Consider the following 16,033-nt stretch of genomic DNA (forward strand, 5'->3'; position numbering starts at 1 on the left):
AGTATCTTGGCGTAACGACCGGTCGTTCCCCGCGCGGGAACGGCCGGTTGTCGTTTTGTCGCCGATACGGATACTCCGCCCGCGCTCGGGACACTTGCCGAATGGCCGCGCGGTGCCATATTCTTGAGCCATGCTTCCAACCGAGTCTGAACCTGCGATGAGCCTGCCTTTCTCCACCCTCGACAAGCCATCGGCCAACATCGTCATGGCCGCCCGCAAGGATGGCGAGGATGGCGGCACCGGCCTGGGCCTCGCCACGCGCACGCGGACCCGCACAAAGAAGCCGACGCCTTACAAGGTGCTGATGCTCAACGACGATTATACGCCGATGGAATTCGTCGTCCTGTGCCTGCAGCGTTTCTTCCGCATGAACATCGAAGACGCGACCCGCGTGATGCTCCATGTCCACCAGAAGGGCGTCGGGATCTGCGGCGTGTTCAGCTACGAAGTCGCCGAAACCAAGGTCAGCCAGGTGACCGACTTCGCTCGGCAGAACCAGCACCCGCTCCAGTGCACGCTCGAAAAGGCGTGATCGGCTAATTTCCTCACTCGTCATTGCGAGCGTCCTTCGACGGACGGGCATCGACTTCGCTCAGCCCTGCTCAGGATGAGCGGAACGAAAATAAACCCGCTCATCCTGAGTAGCCACTGAGCTTGTCGAAGTGGCGTATCGAAGGACGCTCGCAATGACGAATTGAGCGAGACGGAAGCCCGTCCGTTACGCCCCCACCTTGCGTGCGCCCGCGCTTGCGATAAAGCGTGTTCATGGATCGTATCATCATTCGCGGGGGTCGCACGCTCAAGGGGCAGGTGCCGATCTCGGGCGCCAAGAACGCCGCGCTTACCCTGCTGCCCTGTGCGCTGCTCACCGACGAGAAGCTGACCCTCACCAATTTGCCGCGTCTCGCCGACGTCGACAGTTTCGGCCACCTGCTTAACGAACTTGGCGTATCGACCAAGGTTCAGCGCGGGACCGACGGTTCGATCGGGCGCGAGATGACGATGGACGCGAAAAGCCTCGCGTCGACGGTCGCCCCCTATGACATCGTGCGCAAGATGCGCGCGTCGATCCTGGTGCTCGGCCCGCTGGTCGCGCGTGCGGGCGAGGCGAAGGTGTCGCTTCCCGGTGGCTGCGCGATCGGCAACCGCCCGATCGATCTTCATCTGAAGGCGCTCGAGGCGCTGGGCGCGCAGATCGAACTGGCGGCGGGCTATGTGAAGGCGACGGCGCCTGCGGGCGGCCTCACCGGCGGGCGCTATTCCTTCCCGGTCGTCTCGGTCGGCGCGACCGAAAATGCGCTGATGGCGGCGGTGCTGGCAAAGGGCGAAACCATCCTCGACAATGCCGCGCGCGAGCCGGAGATCGTTGATCTCGCCAACTGCCTCGTCGCGATGGGCGCGCAGATCGACGGGATCGGCACCGATCGCCTCACCATCCGCGGCAAGCCCAGGCTCAACGGCGCGCGCTATCAGGTGATGCCCGATCGGATCGAGGCGGGCAGCTATGCCTGCGCGGCGGCGATCACCGGCGGCGAGCTCGATCTGATGGGCGCGCGCATGGGCGATATGGCGACGATCTTCGACGCGATGCGCGGTGCGGGCGTCACCGTGACCGAGATCGACGGCGGTATCCGCGTCAGCGCGAACGGCCGGGTCAAGCCGGTCAACGTCTCGACCGCGCCATTCCCGGCTTTCCCGACCGATATGCAGGCGCAATTCATGTCGATGCTCGCGCTGGCCGATGGCACGTCGGTGTTGACCGAGACGATCTTCGAAAACCGCTACATGCACGTTCCCGAACTCGCGCGCATGGGCGCCGATATTCAGGTCCACGGCCGCACCGCGATTGTGAAGGGCGTGGACGGTCTCGTCGGCGCCGACGTGATGGCGACCGACCTGCGTGCGTCGATGAGCCTGGTGCTCGCGGGCCTCGCCGCCAAGGGCGAGACGGCGGTTCATCGCGTCTATCACCTCGATCGCGGCTATGAGCGGCTCGAAGAGAAGCTCTCGGCTGTCGGCGCCGATATCGAGCGCCTGAGCGACGGCTGAAGCCGGCGGCGTCATGGCCGATTTCGTCGAACCCGATTGGATCCGCGCCGGCTTCGCGCAGGCAATGTCGGACATGTATCGGGCCGAAGTCCCGCAATATGGCACGCTCGTCGCGCTGGTCGAACGGATCAATGCCGATGTGCTGGCGCGAGACCCCGATCTGGCGGCCGCGCTGGAGCGGGCAGGGGGGCTCGATCGGCTGTCGGGCGAACGCCACGGCGCGATCCGCGTCGGGACGGCGGCCGAACTGCAACTGTGCGCGCGGGCCTTCGCGATCATGGGGATGGAGCCGGTCGGCTATTACGATCTCGCGCCTGCGGGCGTGCCGGTCCATTCCACCGCCTTCCGCCCGGTCGACCCGGCATCACTCGCGCGCAATCCGTTCCGGCTGTTCACGTCGCTGCTGCGGCTCGAACTGATCGCGGATGGTGCGCTGCGGGCCGATGCGGCGACGATATTGGCGCGGCGGCAGATCGTCACGCCGTGGGCGCTCGCGCTGATCGAACAGGCCGAACGCGACGGCGGCTTGCCCGAGGCGGACGCGAACCGCTTCGTCACCGAATTGCTCGAAACCTTCCGCTGGCAGCGCCACGCGACCGTCGATGCCGAAACCTATGCGGCCCTGCTCGCGTCGCACCGTCTGGTCGCCGATGTTGTCAGCTTCCGTGGCCCGCACATCAACCACCTGACCCCGCGCACGCTCGACATCGATGCGGCGCAGGGGGCGATGCCCGGTGCGGGGATCGTGCCCAAGGAAAGCATCGAGGGGCCGCCGCGCCGCGCCTGTCCGGTCCTGCTGCGCCAGACCAGCTTCAAGGCACTCGACGAGCCGATCGACTTTGGCGGTGTGCCCGGCCGCCATCTGGCGCGCTTTGGCGAGATCGAGCAGCGTGGCGTCGCGCTCACCCCCAAAGGCCGTGCGCTCTACGACACGCTGCTCGCGCGCGGCGGCGATGCCTTTGCGGAGCTGCCCGACGATTGGGATGCGTTGCGACGCGAAGGGCTGGCTTATTTCGCGTACAGCGCCAGCGGCAAGCTTGGCGCGCCTGCGGGCGCGTCGCTCGATGCGCTGGTGGCCGGCGGCTATGTCGTCGCCGATCCGATCGTCTATGAGGATTTCCTGCCGGTCAGCGCGGCGGGCATCTTCCAGTCGAACCTCGGCGAGGCGACCCGCGCGCATTATGCGGGCGCGTCGAACAAGGCCGCGTTCGAAGCCACGCTCGGCCGGCCGGTGATCGACGAATTCGCGCTCTATCAGGCGCAGCAGGACGCCTCGATCGCCGCGCTGGCGCTTTAACCGCCGGCGAGGCCGATCTTCTGCAGGTCGGCGATGACCCGCGCGGCAATCTCCGGCGAGATGCCGGTCCGCTCGAGATATTGATCGGGATGCGCGGCGACCCCCGGATCGGCGGCCTTGAGCTGATCCCAGGCGGCGCGCGCGCGCGTAACATCGCCTAGCATCGCAAAGCCGGCGGCTGTGATCAGATGATAGCGCGGGCGGCGGCCGATGACGGGCGGCGTCATGCGGTCGAGCGCTTCCGCCGCCAACGCCCGGTCGTTTCGCTCGATCGCGACCAGCACCAGCGCCCAGTAGAAACGGCCTTCGGGACCGGCATCGATCGTGATCGCGTCGCGGATCAGCTTTTCCGCGCGCTCGTCGTGGCAATTGAGCAGGAACACGCCGGCGTCGGCCAGCAGGACGGGTTCGTAAGGGGCCAGATCGGCCGATGCGATCGCGTTGCGCACCGCGCGAGGACACGCCTTCTGCACGCTCGCGACGCGCGCCTGCGCACTCACCGCCCAGGGATCGGTCGGGTCGATCGTCGTCGCCAGCTGCGCATGGGTCTGCGCCTCGATCAGCAGCGCGTTGCGCTGGGGCGCGCCCTTCGATCCCGACAGGCGATCGAGCGCGAGGTAGGAGGCGGTCGCCTGCAACATCGGCGTATCGGCCTGCCGGATGCTTTGCGGCACGCAATGTTCCAGCTCGCCACGATCGGCGTCGGTCCGTTCGCGGCGATAGCGCGGATAGGTGAGCATGCAGCGATAGGGGCCGTCGGGCGCGCTGGCATATTCCTGCGCAGCCACTAGCCCGTCGGCGCGGCCGATCAGCGCGATGGCGGAGGCGAGGCGCGGGGCGATCTCGGCCTGGCTCGCGTTGGCGGATGGCAAGGCGTAACCGCCCGACCAGAGCAGGCGATCGGGGCTGAGCCGCCATAGTCGCAACGTCACCCGTGGGACGTTGCCGGGCGTGATATCGACGGCGAGACGGTAGCGGGCTTCGGTCGCCTTGGGATCGGGCGGCAGAACGCTGCGCGTCGTCCGAACGTCGAAGACCGCACTGCGCCGCAGCCCGTCGAGCAGGACCGCGCGTACCTGATCGCTCAATTCCGAATCGGGTGTATTGGCGCTCGCCGCCGCCAGTTCGAGCATCGGGCGGCCGCTGGCGCTTGTTACCTCTTCGTGGCGCGGCAGGATCACCAGCGCGATGACGGCGGTGATCGCGATCACGATCGCGAAGGCGGCGCCGATCGCCGCCCACAGGAGAATCGGTTTGCGCGCCGGCGCGGTCGGGACGGGTTCGGTCGTCTCGTCCGGCTCGACGATCGACGATCCGCGATCCAGCTCGACGCGGTAGCGGCCTTGCGGGATCGACAGTCGCCCGGCGGGTCCGGGCGCCGCCTGGGCATAATGTTCGATGATCAGCCGGCGCAGACGCCCTATCTGGACGCGCGGATAACTGTCTGCCCGCGCATCATAATCCGGCGCACGCCCAAGCCCGTCCACCGCAACGGAGTAGGCTTTGAGTTGATCTCCGCGCCCGGCCAGTGTCTCTTCGACCAGATATTCGAGCAGCCGTTTCATGATCGGCGCGCGCGAAAAGGCGGGCGAAGCCAGCAGCAGCGCGAGTTCGTCGCGCATCGCCGCTGCTTCGATCGGATCCATTTCGCGTGGCGCCGCCATCATCCCCCAACCCGGTTCATCGGGATGCCCGAATCGTTGATCGATCTGATTCCATCCCCAACGCATCGGGCTTGTAACGGTTACAGAGACGGGGAGAAACTGGTTTTGATGGCCCGAAAGGCCTTCAGAGGCGGCGTCCGTCGTGCTGCACCGCCGACGGCAAGATGCAAGGCAGGGTCGGGTTACCCCCAACGATCCGATCCATACGCCCCATCGCCAATGAGCCGGTTGCCGATGGCCCCCACCGTCGACAGCCGGCTTTTTGATTCCGGCTGCTTCTGCGCTGCTCGCAATTGCGCCTCGTGCAAGTCCGATGACCAACTTCACGCTGCGACTGGGCGCGCTCCTGTGCTAGGGGCGCCGGCATGACCGAAGCTGCCGAACGTCCGCTCAAGCCCGCATTGATTCTGGGTGCCAGAGGGCTTTGCCCGTCCTGTGGGAAGGCGCCGCTCTTTGCGCGTTTCCTGCGCCCGATGCCGCATTGCCCGGCCTGCGGGCAGGACTGGACGGCCCAGCGCGCCGACGATCTGCCCGCTTATATCGTGGTGTTCGTGGTCGGCCACGTCCTTGCGCCTTTCATCATCGCGATGAACATTTCCTATGACGTGTCGATGCTGGTGCAGATGATCCTGTGGCCGGCTCTTGCCGTCGTCATGTCGCTCCTGATGATTCAGCCCGTGAAAGGTGCGGTCATCGCGCTGCAATGGGCGCGTCACATGCACGGCTTCGGCAGAGGCTGATTCCGCACTAAAAAAGCGGTGCGCCAGCGTGAGTTGGCGCTTTGTGACGGGGGATCGCCTCGCCTATAGCTTGGAGTCGCAGGTGCGACGTTCGGGGGTTGGGCGCGTGAAGGGTCTTGGTGTTTGGCGTGGTTGGGTGCCCACGCGCGATTTTGTTTCTCCCAATCCGTTCAAGCTGGCCGAATGGGGCATGATGGGCCTTGTCGGTCTGTCCGGCGCGGCGCTCGTCTGGGCGTTGCTCGCGCCGACGGGGGAGGGCGATCGGCCCGGCATCGCGAGCGCGGATGCCTCGCCCGCATCGTTCGCCGCCTTCGATCCCTTCTTCCGCCTCAACGGAGGCGGCCCTTCGGTGATCACCCCGCTCGACCTGAGCCTGCATGGCGTGCGCGCCGATCAGGCGTCGGGGCGCGGATCGGCGATCATCGGCCTGCCCGACGGCACGCAGAACAGCTATGCGGTGGGCGAGGAGATCCTGCCCGGCGTCAAGCTGACCGCCGTGGATTTCGACAGCGTCACGATCGATCGCGCCGGCGCGCCCGAGAAGATCTATCTTGATCAGTCGCAGGAGGCGTCCGCGCCCGGCGCGATGCCGGTTCCGGCCGCACCGCCCGCCGCGCCGGTGCCTTCGGGCGCGGCGTCGCTGATGGCCGATCTGTCGCTGTCGCCGCGCATCGATGGCGGCCGCATCACCGGCTATCTGATCCAGCAGCAGGGCGATGGCCGTGCGCTGGCCGCGGCAGGCCTGCAGCCGGGCGACATACTCACCAGCATCAACGGCGTCTCTGTCTCCGATCCGGGGGCCACGACCCGCTTCGCCGAATCGACCCAGGCGGGCACGCCCGTCACCGTCGTCGTCGTCCGCAATGGCGAGAGCCGCACCCTCCAGATCGGAGGCGCCAAGTGAAGCGCACGCTCCTCGCCGCCGCGGCCCTGATCGCCGCCGCCCAGCCGATAGCTGCCCAGCAGGTGCTCAACCTGCGCGACGCCGATGTCCGCGCCTTCATTCAGGATGCTGCGCGCGTCACCGGGCGCAACTTCGTCATCGATCCGCGGGTGCAGGGCAAGGTGTCGGTCGTCACCGATCGCGCGCTCAGCAAGTCCGAATATTTCGAGCTGTTCCTGTCGACTGTGCGCGCGAACAGCCTGGTCGCGGTGCCGTTGACGGGCGGCGCCTTCCGCATCCAGCCGATAGAGGGCGCAGCGACGATCCCCGGCCGGATCGGCTCTGCGGGCGTATCGGCCAACAATTTCGTCACCGACGTGATCCGCCTGCGATCGATCGATGCGCAGGCCGCGCTCGATTCGCTCCGCCCGCTCGCGAGCCCGCAGGGATCGATCACCGCGAACCGCAATGCGAACTCGCTGATCATCGCCGACTATGCTGACAATATCCGGCGGATGCGGATGCTGGTCGGCCAGCTCGATCGCGACAACAGCAACACCCGGCTCGTGCCGCTCAAGAATGCCGGCGCGCGTGAGATTGCGAGCGCTCTGACCCAGCTGATCGGCAGCGGCGGCACGGGGCAGGGCGGCGCGCCGACCGGCGTCAGTGTGGTTGCGGTCGACAGCGGCAATGCGCTGCTGATCCGCGGCGATGCGAGCGGCGTCGCGCGGATGACCGCATTAGCCGAGGATCTCGATCGCCGCGCGGCCAATGCGTCCGAAATCCGCGTCATCTTCCTCGAATATGCCGATGCGGCGAAGCTGTTGCCGGTCCTCCAGCAACTCGTCGGCCAAGCGCCCGATGTGGCCGCCACCAGCGCCACGACCGGCAGCGCGGCAGCCGCGCCATCGGCGGCGCCGGCCGCAGCCCCCGTCGCCACGCCCGCGTCGCGCAGCACCACCGGATCGATCGTCACCCGCTATGAAGGCGCCAACGCGATCATCATCGCGGGCCCTGCCGACGTGCAGCGCACCCTGGGCGAAGTGATCCGCCAGCTCGACACGCGCCGTGATCAGGTGCTGGTCGAAGCGATCATCGTCGAGATTTCGAACGATGCGGCGCGCAAGCTGGGCGTCCAGTTCCTGCTGGGTGGCAAGCCGGGATCGAACATCCCGTTCGCCGCGACCAATTATTCGAACGCCGCGCCCAACATCCTGACGGTGGCGGGGGCGATCGGCGCGCGTGAGCTTTCGACGACCACGACGACGGTCAACGGCACCACGACCACGACGACCCAGAATACCGAGATCAGCGACCAGCTGGCCGAAGCGGCGGTCAGCTCGATCCTGAATGCGGGTGGCGGCTTTGCGGGCTTCGCGGACAAGATCGGCAAGAATGCTATCTTCGGCGCGATCATCAACGCGGTGCAGTCCGACACCAAGTCGAACATCCTGTCGACGCCGTCTGTGCTGACGCTCGACAATCAGGAGGCGAAGCTGCTGGTCGGGCAGGAGATCCCGATCACCACCGGCCAGGCGCTTTCGAACAATTTCGACAACCAGTTCCGCACCGTCCAGCGCCAGAATGTCGGCGTCCAGCTGGAGGTGAAGCCGCAGATCAATGCGGGCGGCGCGATCAAGCTGTTCCTGAAGCAGGAAGTGTCGTCGATCGCGGGGCCGGTGACGAACGGATCGGCCGATCTGATCCTCAACAAGCGCCAGATCGAGACGACCGTGACGGTGGATGATGGCGACATCATCGCGCTGGGCGGTCTGCTCGACGACAATGAGCGTCGCACGATCGAGCGCATTCCGTTGCTCAGCGACATTCCGGGCCTTGGCGAACTCTTCAAGTCGCGTTCGCGCAGCCATGTGAAGACGAACCTTATGGTCTTCATCCGCCCGACGATTCTGCGTTCGCGGCAGGATAGCGAGCGGCTCGCGGCGCAGCGTTACGGCTATATCCGTGGCGAACAGGTGCGCTTCGGCAAGCCGGGTGAGGAGCCGTCGATCGACGAACTGGTGCGTGACTATATGGGCGCCACCGCTCCGGTCGCACCGCCGCCGCCCGCCGCCACTGCCGCACCAGCGGGGCCGCCCGAGATCATCACGCCGTCGGTGACGACCAGCAGTCAGGTCGTCCGCCCGGTCGACGTCCAGCCGTCGAAGAAGCCGAAGCAATGAGCGATGTGGCGGAGGATGTCGCGGTCGCCGCGCCCTTCGCGCCCGTCATCCCCTATGCCTTCGCCAAGCGCGCGGGCCTCGTCCCGCTCGGCACCGCCGACGCGCATGGCCGCCCGCTGATCGGGTTGCGGCCCGATGCCGATAGGTCGGCGCTGGTCGAGCTGCGCCGTGCAATGGGCCGGGCGATCGCGGTCGAGCCGCTGGCCGCCGACCGCTTCGAACAGGCACTGTCGGATCATTATGCGATCGATGGGCAGGCGGCCGCCCTGCTCGGCGGCGCGATCGGGCTCGACGATCTGGGCGAGTTGCCGAGTTCGGAGGATCTGCTCGACAGCGCCGACGATGCCCCCGCAATCCGCCTGATCAACGGCATCATCGCCGATGCGGTGCGGCAGGGCGTGTCCGATATCCATGTCGAACCGTTCGAGACCGGGTTGGTGGTCCGCATGCGGATCGACGGCGTCCTCTCCGAACGCCTCCGGCTGCCCGCTGCCGTAGCCCCCGTGGTGGTCAGCCGCATCAAGGTCATGTCGCGCCTCGACATCGCCGAGCGGCGCTTGCCGCAGGATGGGCGCATCGGCCTGTCGATCGGCGGGCGCCTGCTCGACGTCCGCGTCTCGACCCTGCCGGGTCGCGCGGGGGAGCGGGTGGTGCTGCGCATCCTCGACAAGGAAGCGGCCGGGATCGACACCGATCAGCTGGGCATGCCCCCTGCCGTCGATCGCGCCTTCCGCGCTGCGCTCGCCGAACCCAACGGCATCATGCTCGTCACCGGGCCGACAGGCGCGGGCAAGACGACGACGCTCTACGCGGCGCTCCGTTCGCTCAACGATGGCAGCCGCAACATCCTGACGGTCGAGGATCCAATCGAATATGCGGTCGACGGGGTCGGCCAGACGCAGGTGAACCCCAAGGTCGGGCTCGACTTCGCCGCCGGCCTGCGCGCGATCCTGCGACAGGATCCCGACGTCGTAATGGTCGGCGAAATCCGCGACGGGGAGACAGCGCAGATCGCGACCCAGGCGTCGCTGACCGGGCACCTCGTCCTCTCGACGCTTCATACCAACGATGCGGTCGGCGCGATCACGCGGTTGCGCGACATGAAGGTTGAGCCGTTCCTGATCGCCTCCACCCTGCGCGCGGTGATCGCGCAGCGGCTGGTTCGTCGCCTCTGCCCGGTGTGCAGCATCGCCGACACGCCGTCGCCGGCCGTGCGCGCCGCGCTCAAGCTCAAGCGCGATCCCACCGTCCGCGTCGCGCGCGGATGCGAGGCGTGCGGACATATCGGCTATCGCGGGCGGATTGGCCTGTTCGAAGTGATCCGCATCGACGACACGATCCGCGCGATCATCAACGACGATGGCGACGAAGCCGCGATCGCCAAACATGCCTTCGCAACCGCCGACACCCTCGCCAAGGCCGCACGCCGGCTGGTGCGCGAGGGCGTGACGAGCCCCGACGAGGCTTTGCGCATCATCCGGGGCGACGGGGCGGATGACTGACTTCGCCTGGCATGCGATCGATACGGGCGGGCGCGAGCGGCGGGGCCATATCGCGGCCGAAACGCCCGACCATGCGCGCGCCCAACTCGAGGCGCGCCGTCTCTACGTCGTCGCGATCGACAAGGGGGAGGGCGCACCGCGCGGCCCCAGCCTCGGCGCGCAACTGGTCCGTCGTCGTCGGCGTCTCTCGACCCGCGAACTCACCCTCGTCACCCGCCAGTTCGCCAGCCTCGTCACCGTCATTCCGGTCGAAGAGGCGCTGCGCACGATCCAGAAGCAGACGGGCAAGGCGACCACCGCCGTCGTCCTCGGATCGGTCCACGACGCCGTCGTCCAGGGCCATCGCCTCGCCGATGCGCTGGCGACCGAGCCGCAAAGCTTCCCGCCGCTCTATCGCGCGATGGTCGCGGCGGGCGAGGCGTCCGGCACGCTCCCCGAAATCCTCGAGCGCCTCGCCGACCTGCACGAGCGTCAGGCGACGGTGCGCGGCAAGCTGATCACCGCGCTCGCTTATCCCACCGTCCTCGCGATCGTCGCGACGGCCGTGGTGCTGGGGCTGATGCTGTTCGTCGTGCCGCGCATCGTCGAACAATTCGACATATCGGGGCGACAATTGCCGCTCATCACCCGGATCGTGGTCGGCGCCTCCGAACTTCTCATCCGCTTCTGGTGGATCGCCCCCTTGCTGATCCTGATCGGGGTGTTCGCCTTCGCGCGGCTGATGGCGGATCAGGGGCGGCGGCTGCGCTTCGACACGCGCCTGCTCGGCCTGCCGCTGGTCGGCCGCCTGCTGCGCGATCTCCACGCCGCGCGCATGGCGCGCACGCTATCGCGAATGGTCGAGAGCCGCCTGCCGCTGATCGAAGGGATCGCGATCACCGCGCGCACCGTCCACAACCGCGCGCTGCGCGCCGGCTCCGAAGCGATGGTCGAGGACATAAGAGGCGGATCGAGCCTGTCGGCGGCCTTGCGCCGCACCGATCTGTTCCCGCCGATCATGGTTTATATGGCGGCCTCCGGCGAGGCATCGGGCCGGCTTCACGAAATGCTCGAACGCGCGGCCGACTATCTGGAGCGCGAGTTCGACATGTTCACCGCGACATTGCTGGCGCTGCTCGAGCCGCTGGTGATCGTCTTCATGGGGGTGATCGTCGCGCTGATCGTGCTGTCGATCCTGCTCCCCGTCCTTCAACTCGATACGCTGGCAGGCATATGATGAACCAGGATACGTCATCCCGGCGGAGGCCGGGATCTCAGGAGATGAGCGCGATGCAGGAGCCGCATGAGATCCCGGCCTCCGCCGGGATGACGATTGAGGCGAAGGAGGGAGGCTTCACCCTCGTCGAACTGATGGTCGTGATCCTGATCCTCGGCCTGCTCACCACCGTCGTCGTGATCAACGTCCTGCCCGCGCAGGACAAGGCGATGACGCAGAAGGCGCAGACCGATATCGCGCTGCTCGAACAGGCGCTCGAACGTTACCGGCTCGACAATTTCACCTATCCGCCGACGGGCGCGGGCCTTCAGGCGTTGATGCAGCCGCCGGTCGGGATGGCGCATCCCGAACGCTATCCGCGCGGCGGCTATATCAAGCGGCTGCCGAACGATCCGTGGGGCAATGCCTACCAATATCGTTCCCCGGGCGAGCATGGCGCGTTCGACATCATCAGCTACGGCGCGGACGGCAAGCCGGGCGGCGAGGGGCAGGATGCCGATATCGGCAACTGGAAATAAGCGAAGCGGAGAGCGGGGCTTCACCCTGGTCGAGCTGCTCGCGGTCCTCGCGATCATGGGGATTGCGGCGGCGGCCGTTTTGTTCGCGATGCCGTCGCAAAGCACCGAGGCACGCACCACCGCCGCCCGCTTCGCATCGGCTGCGGAGGCGGCGCGCGATACCGCGATCCTCGCCTCCGCGCCGGTTGCGATCCGGGTCGATCGGACGGGCTATCGCTTCGAACGCTGGGAGGGCGGCGCCTGGACCCCGATGACGCGCAAGCCGCTCCAGCCGGTCGCCTGGCCCGACGGTGTCGCGAGCCGGATCGATCCGGCGGGCGAGCGCATCCGCTTCGACGCGACCGGCCTTGCCGATCCGGTCAGCGTGCTGCTGAGCGCGGACGGCGTGACCGCGCGGGTGACGATCGATGCGGGCGGCGAGGTGAAGCTTGTCGTGTGATCCGCAACCAAAAGCCCCTCCCCTTCAGGGGAGGGGCTAGAAAGCGGCTTCACCCTGATCGAGGTGATGGTGGCGCTTGCCGTCTTCGCGCTGGCGGCGCTGGCGCTGGTGAAGCTGGAGGGGGCGACGCTTTTTGGAGCGGTCGCTATAGAAAGAAAGGCGGTCGCCCAGATCGTCGCGCGGAACCAGGCGGTCGAAATCCTCACCGATCCGGTCGCGCCTGCTTACGGCACGACGAACGGGGTCGAGGCCAATGCCGGCATCCAGTGGCGCTGGACCCGCATCGTCGATCGTATGCCCGAAACCCGGCTTCAGAAGATCGCGATCAACGTGATGGACCCCGAAGGCAATGTCGCCGCCCAGCTCCTGCTGATCCGAAAGGGCGGGACGTGAGGCGGGGGGAGGACGGCTTCACCCTGGTCGAACTGCTCGTCACGCTGGCCATCTTCGCGATCATCGCGCTGGCGAGCGTCGCGCTGCTGAGCATGGCGACGGGGACGCAGGGGCAGGCGCTCGGCGCGCTCGATCGCACCGCGGCGCTGCGCCGGATGACCGCGCTCGTCACCGCCGATCTCGCGCAGGCGACCCCGCGCCCCAGCCGCGACGATCGCGGCGACAGCCAGAAGGCGTTCGTCGGGGTGCAGCCCGGCGGATCGGGACCAATCCTGCGCTTCGTGCGCGCCGGCTGGGCGAATGAAGGCGATGCACCCCGATCGACCCTGCAGAAGGTCGCCTATCGGATCGCGGACGACCGGCTCGAACGGCTGAGCTGGCCGCTGGTTGACGGCGTGCCGCAGGATCGCGCGGTGGTGTCGGTCGCGATGCGCGGCATTTCGGCGGTCCACCTGCGCTTCCGCAAGGACGGCGTGTGGTCCGACAATTGGGACCAGCGCAATCCGGCGATCATGCCCGATGCGGTCGAAATGGTCGCGTCGATCGATGGCATCGGCGAGGTGCGCCAGCTTTTCCTGATCGGGCTGGGGCGGTGAAGGCGCCGCGCGGCCATCGGGAGGAGGGCGCGGCTTTGCTCGCCGTCCTCCTGCTCGTCGCGCTGATTGCGACGCTGGCGGTGCTCGCGCTCGACCGACTGGGGCTCGCGACCCGGCTCGCCGGCAATGCCCGCGCGATCGATCAGGCGCGCAGCTATGCTTATGGCGGGGAGGCGCTGGCCAGCCTGATCGCCGCCGACCTCACCGATCGCGGCCGGGGCGACATGACCGCGCGGCCCGAATGGCGCGATGCGGAGCGGGTGATCCCGGTCGAAGGCGGGATGATCCGCGCGCGCCTGTCCGATGGGGGCAATTGCTTCAACCTCAACAGCGTGGTGCAGGGCGACGTCTTTTCGGGCTGGAAGGCGCGGCGGCAGGGGATTGATCAGTTCCGCACCCTGCTGCTCGTCCTGGGCGTGCCGCAGCCGCGCGCGCAGGCGATCTCGGCGGCGCTGGGCGACTGGGTCGACAGCGATACGACGACCGCGCCGGGCGGTGCGGAGGACGAAAGTTACGCACGCGCCGCCATCCCCTATCGCGCCGCCAACACGTTGATCGGCGATCCCAGCGAATTGCGCACCGTCGCGGGGGTGACGCCCGCAATCTACAAGCGCGTCCGCCCCTGGGTCTGCGCGTTCAATTCGGCTGAGCTGGCGGCGATCAACATCAATACGATCCGCCCGGATCAGGCACCGTTGCTGGCGATGCAGTTCGGCGGGCGGCTCTCCATATCGCAGGCAGCGGCCATCATCCGCAGCCGCCCGGCGACCGGATGGGAGTCGGTCGAAAAGTTCACGGCAGACCGTCTGGGCGGCCTCGCCAATGTCACCGGATTGAACCCGGCGCTCGATATCAGGACACGCTGGTTCGCGCTCGACCTTGACGTGACCGTCGACGGTGCGCAGGTGAGGGAAAGGGCGTTGATCGATGCCGGCATTCCCCCGCCTCGGGTGGTGATGCGGCAATGGGGGGCTGAATGACCGTGACGCGGGCCTTGCTGCTCTTCGCGCGCGCCGATGTCGGCGCGATCGAAGGTTGGTTCCGTGTGGAGGACGGCCGCGTCATCGCGCGCGACATGGCGCTCGATCATCTGCCATCGCTGGAGCCCGACGAACGCCTGATCCTGATCCTGCAGGGGGATGAGGTTGCGATCCGCTGGATCGAACTTCCCGCGCTCACCTATGCACAGGCCGCCGCCGCCGCGCGGCTCGCCATCGCCGATCACAGTATCGGCGCGCCCGATAGCCTCCATGTCGCGATCGGCGACGTGCATGGCGGGCGGCGGATGGTCGCGACGATCGACGCCGATCTGCTGCGGCAATGGATCGGCTGGGCGCAGGCGATCGGGATCGATCCCGATCATGTCGTGCCGCTGCCCTTGCTGCTGGCCTATGGCGAGGGCGCGCCGCGCCTGTGGGATCGACCCGGCCTGTCGGTGGTGCGCGGCCACGATCATGCCTTCGCGGTCGAGCCCGATCTGGCGCCCACCATCCTCGGCACGATCGCGCCGGAGCCGATGGACGATGCCCGGTTCGAGGCCGAATTGCCCGCCGCGCTCGCGGTGCTTCCGCTCGATCTGCGGCAGGGGCGCTTTGCGCGCCGCCGCGTGTGGCGCGTCGACGATGCGTGGAAGCGGCGGATGCGGCGGTTGGCGATTGCGGCCGCGATCCTGATCGTCGCGGTGCCGATTGCGCGCGTCGGGCGGATCGGGATCGACGGCTGGCTGATGGATCAGGAGGCGTCGCGCATCGCCCGCCTGGCGTTGGGCCGCGAAAGCCTGCCCGAAGGCGCGCAGACCGCGATGAGCCTCAGGGCCGAAGGGTTGCGCGGCCCCGGCATGGGCTTTCCGAACGGCGCGGCTTTGCTGTTCGATGCGGTTAAACTGACGCCCAATGTCGAGCTGACCGATCTCGATTTCTCGGCCGAAGGCGTGCTGACCGCGTCGGTGACGGGCGCGAGTGCGGCCGATGTCTCGGCGCTGGTGGGGCGGCTGTCGCAGAGCGGCCTTGCGATCGAGACGCTGCCGGGCGGCGATGCGAACCGCTCCACCCTCAGGATCCGCCGCGCATGATCGACGCCGTTCTCACTTGGTGGCGCCAGCGCACGACGCGCGAGCAAAGGCTGCTCTGGCTGCTGATCGTCATCGCGGTGCCGATCCTGCTGTGGTTCGGCGTGGTTCGGCCGATCGGCATCGGATGGCAGGCGGCGCTGGATCGTCGCAACACGGCCGAGCGCGATTTGAACGATGTGCGCGCGCTGGCCGAAGAGATTGCGCGCGAAAGCCGCGCCGATGTGCGCCCGTCGCCTGGCCCGCTGGCGGACACCGCCAAGGCCGCGTCCGAAGCCGCGGGCTTCACGCCGCTGCGGGTCGAAACGCAGGGCGAGACAGCGGTTCTGAGTTACGAGGCGGTCAAGCCGCAGGCCTTTTTCGCGTGGGTCGCAGGGCTGGGGAAGCGGGGGCTTGTGGTCGAGCGGCTGAACGCGCATCCCAATGCGGACAGGACGCTCGCCGCATCGATCACGCTGCGGCGGCGCGGATAAAAGACATTTCGG

At 67.7% G+C, this 16,033-nt stretch carries 15 protein-coding genes and 1 pseudogene; 15 read left to right on the top strand and 1 reads right to left on the bottom strand.

Annotation, left to right across the window (positions count from 1 at the left end; genetic code table 11):
* Window positions 1-205: 205 nt before the first annotated feature.
* The 3 genes from clpS (at window position 206) to hglS (ending at window position 3,346) form a co-directional block, all read left to right on the top strand.
* Entirely contained in the window at window positions 206-532 is a 327-nt protein-coding gene (clpS, locus tag EOD43_RS08305) for an ATP-dependent Clp protease adapter ClpS (RefSeq protein ID WP_127744677.1), read from the top strand.
* Between the two features lie 233 nt (window positions 533-765).
* A complete protein-coding gene (gene murA / locus EOD43_RS08310; protein WP_127742873.1) occupies window positions 766-2,049 on the top strand; it encodes a UDP-N-acetylglucosamine 1-carboxyvinyltransferase in 1,284 nt (427 codons plus the stop codon).
* 13 nt (window positions 2,050-2,062) lie between these two features.
* Window positions 2,063-3,346, top strand: a complete 1,284-nt coding sequence (gene hglS, locus EOD43_RS08315) for a 2-oxoadipate dioxygenase/decarboxylase HglS (RefSeq protein WP_127742875.1) — start codon at window positions 2,063-2,065, stop codon at window positions 3,344-3,346.
* Here the strand turns inward: hglS and EOD43_RS08320 are convergent.
* Window positions 3,343-5,013 carry a hypothetical protein gene (locus EOD43_RS08320; RefSeq protein WP_164857164.1) on the bottom strand — a complete coding sequence of 557 codons (1,671 nt, stop codon included), beginning with the start codon at window positions 5,011-5,013 and terminating at the stop codon, window positions 3,343-3,345. The two genes, hglS and EOD43_RS08320, sit on opposite strands and share 4 nt — an antisense overlap.
* Before the next feature lie 362 nt (window positions 5,014-5,375).
* Here EOD43_RS08320 and EOD43_RS08325 point away from each other — a divergent pair, with 362 nt between their 5' ends.
* The 12 genes and pseudogenes from EOD43_RS08325 to gspM all read left to right on the top strand — a co-directional run bounded on the left by EOD43_RS08325 (window position 5,376) and on the right by gspM (window position 16,021).
* On the top strand, window positions 5,376-5,750 hold the full coding sequence (locus EOD43_RS08325) for a DUF983 domain-containing protein (RefSeq protein ID WP_127742879.1): 375 nt from the start codon (window positions 5,376-5,378) through the stop codon (window positions 5,748-5,750).
* 136 nt (window positions 5,751-5,886) lie between these two features.
* A complete protein-coding gene (locus EOD43_RS08330) occupies window positions 5,887-6,654 on the top strand; it encodes a type II secretion system protein N (protein WP_127742882.1) in 768 nt (255 codons plus the stop codon).
* Window positions 6,651-8,816: a type II secretion system secretin GspD gene (gene gspD / locus EOD43_RS08335; protein WP_127742884.1), complete on the top strand. Its 2,166-nt coding sequence runs from the start codon at window positions 6,651-6,653 to the stop codon at window positions 8,814-8,816. Before EOD43_RS08330 ends, gspD begins: the two co-directional genes overlap by 4 nt.
* Window positions 8,813-10,318 (top strand): GspE/PulE family protein, encoded by a 1,506-nt coding sequence (locus EOD43_RS08340; RefSeq protein ID WP_127742886.1) that lies wholly within the window; start codon window positions 8,813-8,815, stop codon window positions 10,316-10,318. Before gspD ends, EOD43_RS08340 begins: the two co-directional genes overlap by 4 nt.
* Window positions 10,311-11,534 carry a type II secretion system inner membrane protein GspF gene (gspF, locus tag EOD43_RS08345; RefSeq protein WP_127742888.1) on the top strand — a complete coding sequence of 408 codons (1,224 nt, stop codon included), beginning with the start codon at window positions 10,311-10,313 and terminating at the stop codon, window positions 11,532-11,534. Before EOD43_RS08340 ends, gspF begins: the two co-directional genes overlap by 8 nt.
* A 53-nt stretch (window positions 11,535-11,587) precedes the next feature.
* Window positions 11,588-12,052 (top strand): type II secretion system major pseudopilin GspG, encoded by a 465-nt coding sequence (gene gspG, locus EOD43_RS08350; RefSeq protein ID WP_127744678.1) that lies wholly within the window; start codon window positions 11,588-11,590, stop codon window positions 12,050-12,052.
* Window positions 12,027-12,491, top strand: coding sequence for a GspH/FimT family pseudopilin (locus tag EOD43_RS08355; protein WP_164857241.1), 465 nt, complete (start codon window positions 12,027-12,029; stop codon window positions 12,489-12,491). The genes gspG and EOD43_RS08355 overlap by 26 nt, the downstream gene beginning before the upstream one ends.
* A gap of 48 nt (window positions 12,492-12,539) precedes the next feature.
* Window positions 12,540-12,884: pseudogene (gene gspI, locus EOD43_RS08360) on the top strand (type II secretion system minor pseudopilin GspI); the annotation flags it as partial.
* On the top strand, window positions 12,881-13,480 hold the full coding sequence (gene gspJ, locus EOD43_RS08365; RefSeq protein WP_164857165.1) for a type II secretion system minor pseudopilin GspJ: 600 nt from the start codon (window positions 12,881-12,883) through the stop codon (window positions 13,478-13,480). The pseudogene gspI and the gene gspJ, both read left to right, overlap by 4 nt.
* The gene (gspK, locus tag EOD43_RS08370; protein WP_127742896.1) at window positions 13,477-14,460 is read left to right on the top strand and encodes a type II secretion system minor pseudopilin GspK; all 984 of its coding nucleotides are present in this window, start codon (window positions 13,477-13,479) and stop codon (window positions 14,458-14,460) included. The genes gspJ and gspK overlap by 4 nt, the downstream gene beginning before the upstream one ends.
* On the top strand, window positions 14,457-15,551 hold the full coding sequence (gspL, locus tag EOD43_RS08375) for a type II secretion system protein GspL (RefSeq protein WP_127742898.1): 1,095 nt from the start codon (window positions 14,457-14,459) through the stop codon (window positions 15,549-15,551). The genes gspK and gspL overlap by 4 nt, the downstream gene beginning before the upstream one ends.
* Entirely contained in the window at window positions 15,548-16,021 is a 474-nt protein-coding gene (gene gspM / locus EOD43_RS08380) for a type II secretion system protein GspM (protein ID WP_127742900.1), read from the top strand. The genes gspL and gspM overlap by 4 nt, the downstream gene beginning before the upstream one ends.
* The last annotated feature ends 12 nt before the right edge of the window (window positions 16,022-16,033 follow it).

Origin of the sequence: Sphingomonas crocodyli, from assembly GCF_004005865.1 — a bacterium.
Classification (GTDB): domain Bacteria; phylum Pseudomonadota; class Alphaproteobacteria; order Sphingomonadales; family Sphingomonadaceae; genus Rhizorhabdus; species Rhizorhabdus crocodyli.

Bases quoted from the DNA above. Each gene is read 5' to 3' on its own strand.
- clpS (WP_127744677.1), top strand. From the start codon at position 206: ATGGCCGCCCGCAAGGATGGCGAGGATGGCGGCACCGGCCTGGGCCTC.
- murA (WP_127742873.1), top strand. From the start codon at position 766: ATGGATCGTATCATCATTCGCGGGGGTCGCACGCTCAAGGGGCAGGTG.
- hglS (WP_127742875.1), top strand. From the start codon at position 2,063: ATGGCCGATTTCGTCGAACCCGATTGGATCCGCGCCGGCTTCGCGCAG.
- EOD43_RS08320 (WP_164857164.1), bottom strand. From the start codon at position 5,013: ATGATGGCGGCGCCACGCGAAATGGATCCGATCGAAGCAGCGGCGATG.
- EOD43_RS08325 (WP_127742879.1), top strand. From the start codon at position 5,376: ATGACCGAAGCTGCCGAACGTCCGCTCAAGCCCGCATTGATTCTGGGT.
- EOD43_RS08340 (WP_127742886.1), top strand. From the start codon at position 8,813: ATGAGCGATGTGGCGGAGGATGTCGCGGTCGCCGCGCCCTTCGCGCCC.
- gspF (WP_127742888.1), top strand. From the start codon at position 10,311: ATGACTGACTTCGCCTGGCATGCGATCGATACGGGCGGGCGCGAGCGG.
- gspG (WP_127744678.1), top strand. From the start codon at position 11,588: ATGCAGGAGCCGCATGAGATCCCGGCCTCCGCCGGGATGACGATTGAG.
- EOD43_RS08355 (WP_164857241.1), top strand. From the start codon at position 12,027: ATGCCGATATCGGCAACTGGAAATAAGCGAAGCGGAGAGCGGGGCTTC.
- gspL (WP_127742898.1), top strand. From the start codon at position 14,457: ATGACCGTGACGCGGGCCTTGCTGCTCTTCGCGCGCGCCGATGTCGGC.
- gspM (WP_127742900.1), top strand. From the start codon at position 15,548: ATGATCGACGCCGTTCTCACTTGGTGGCGCCAGCGCACGACGCGCGAG.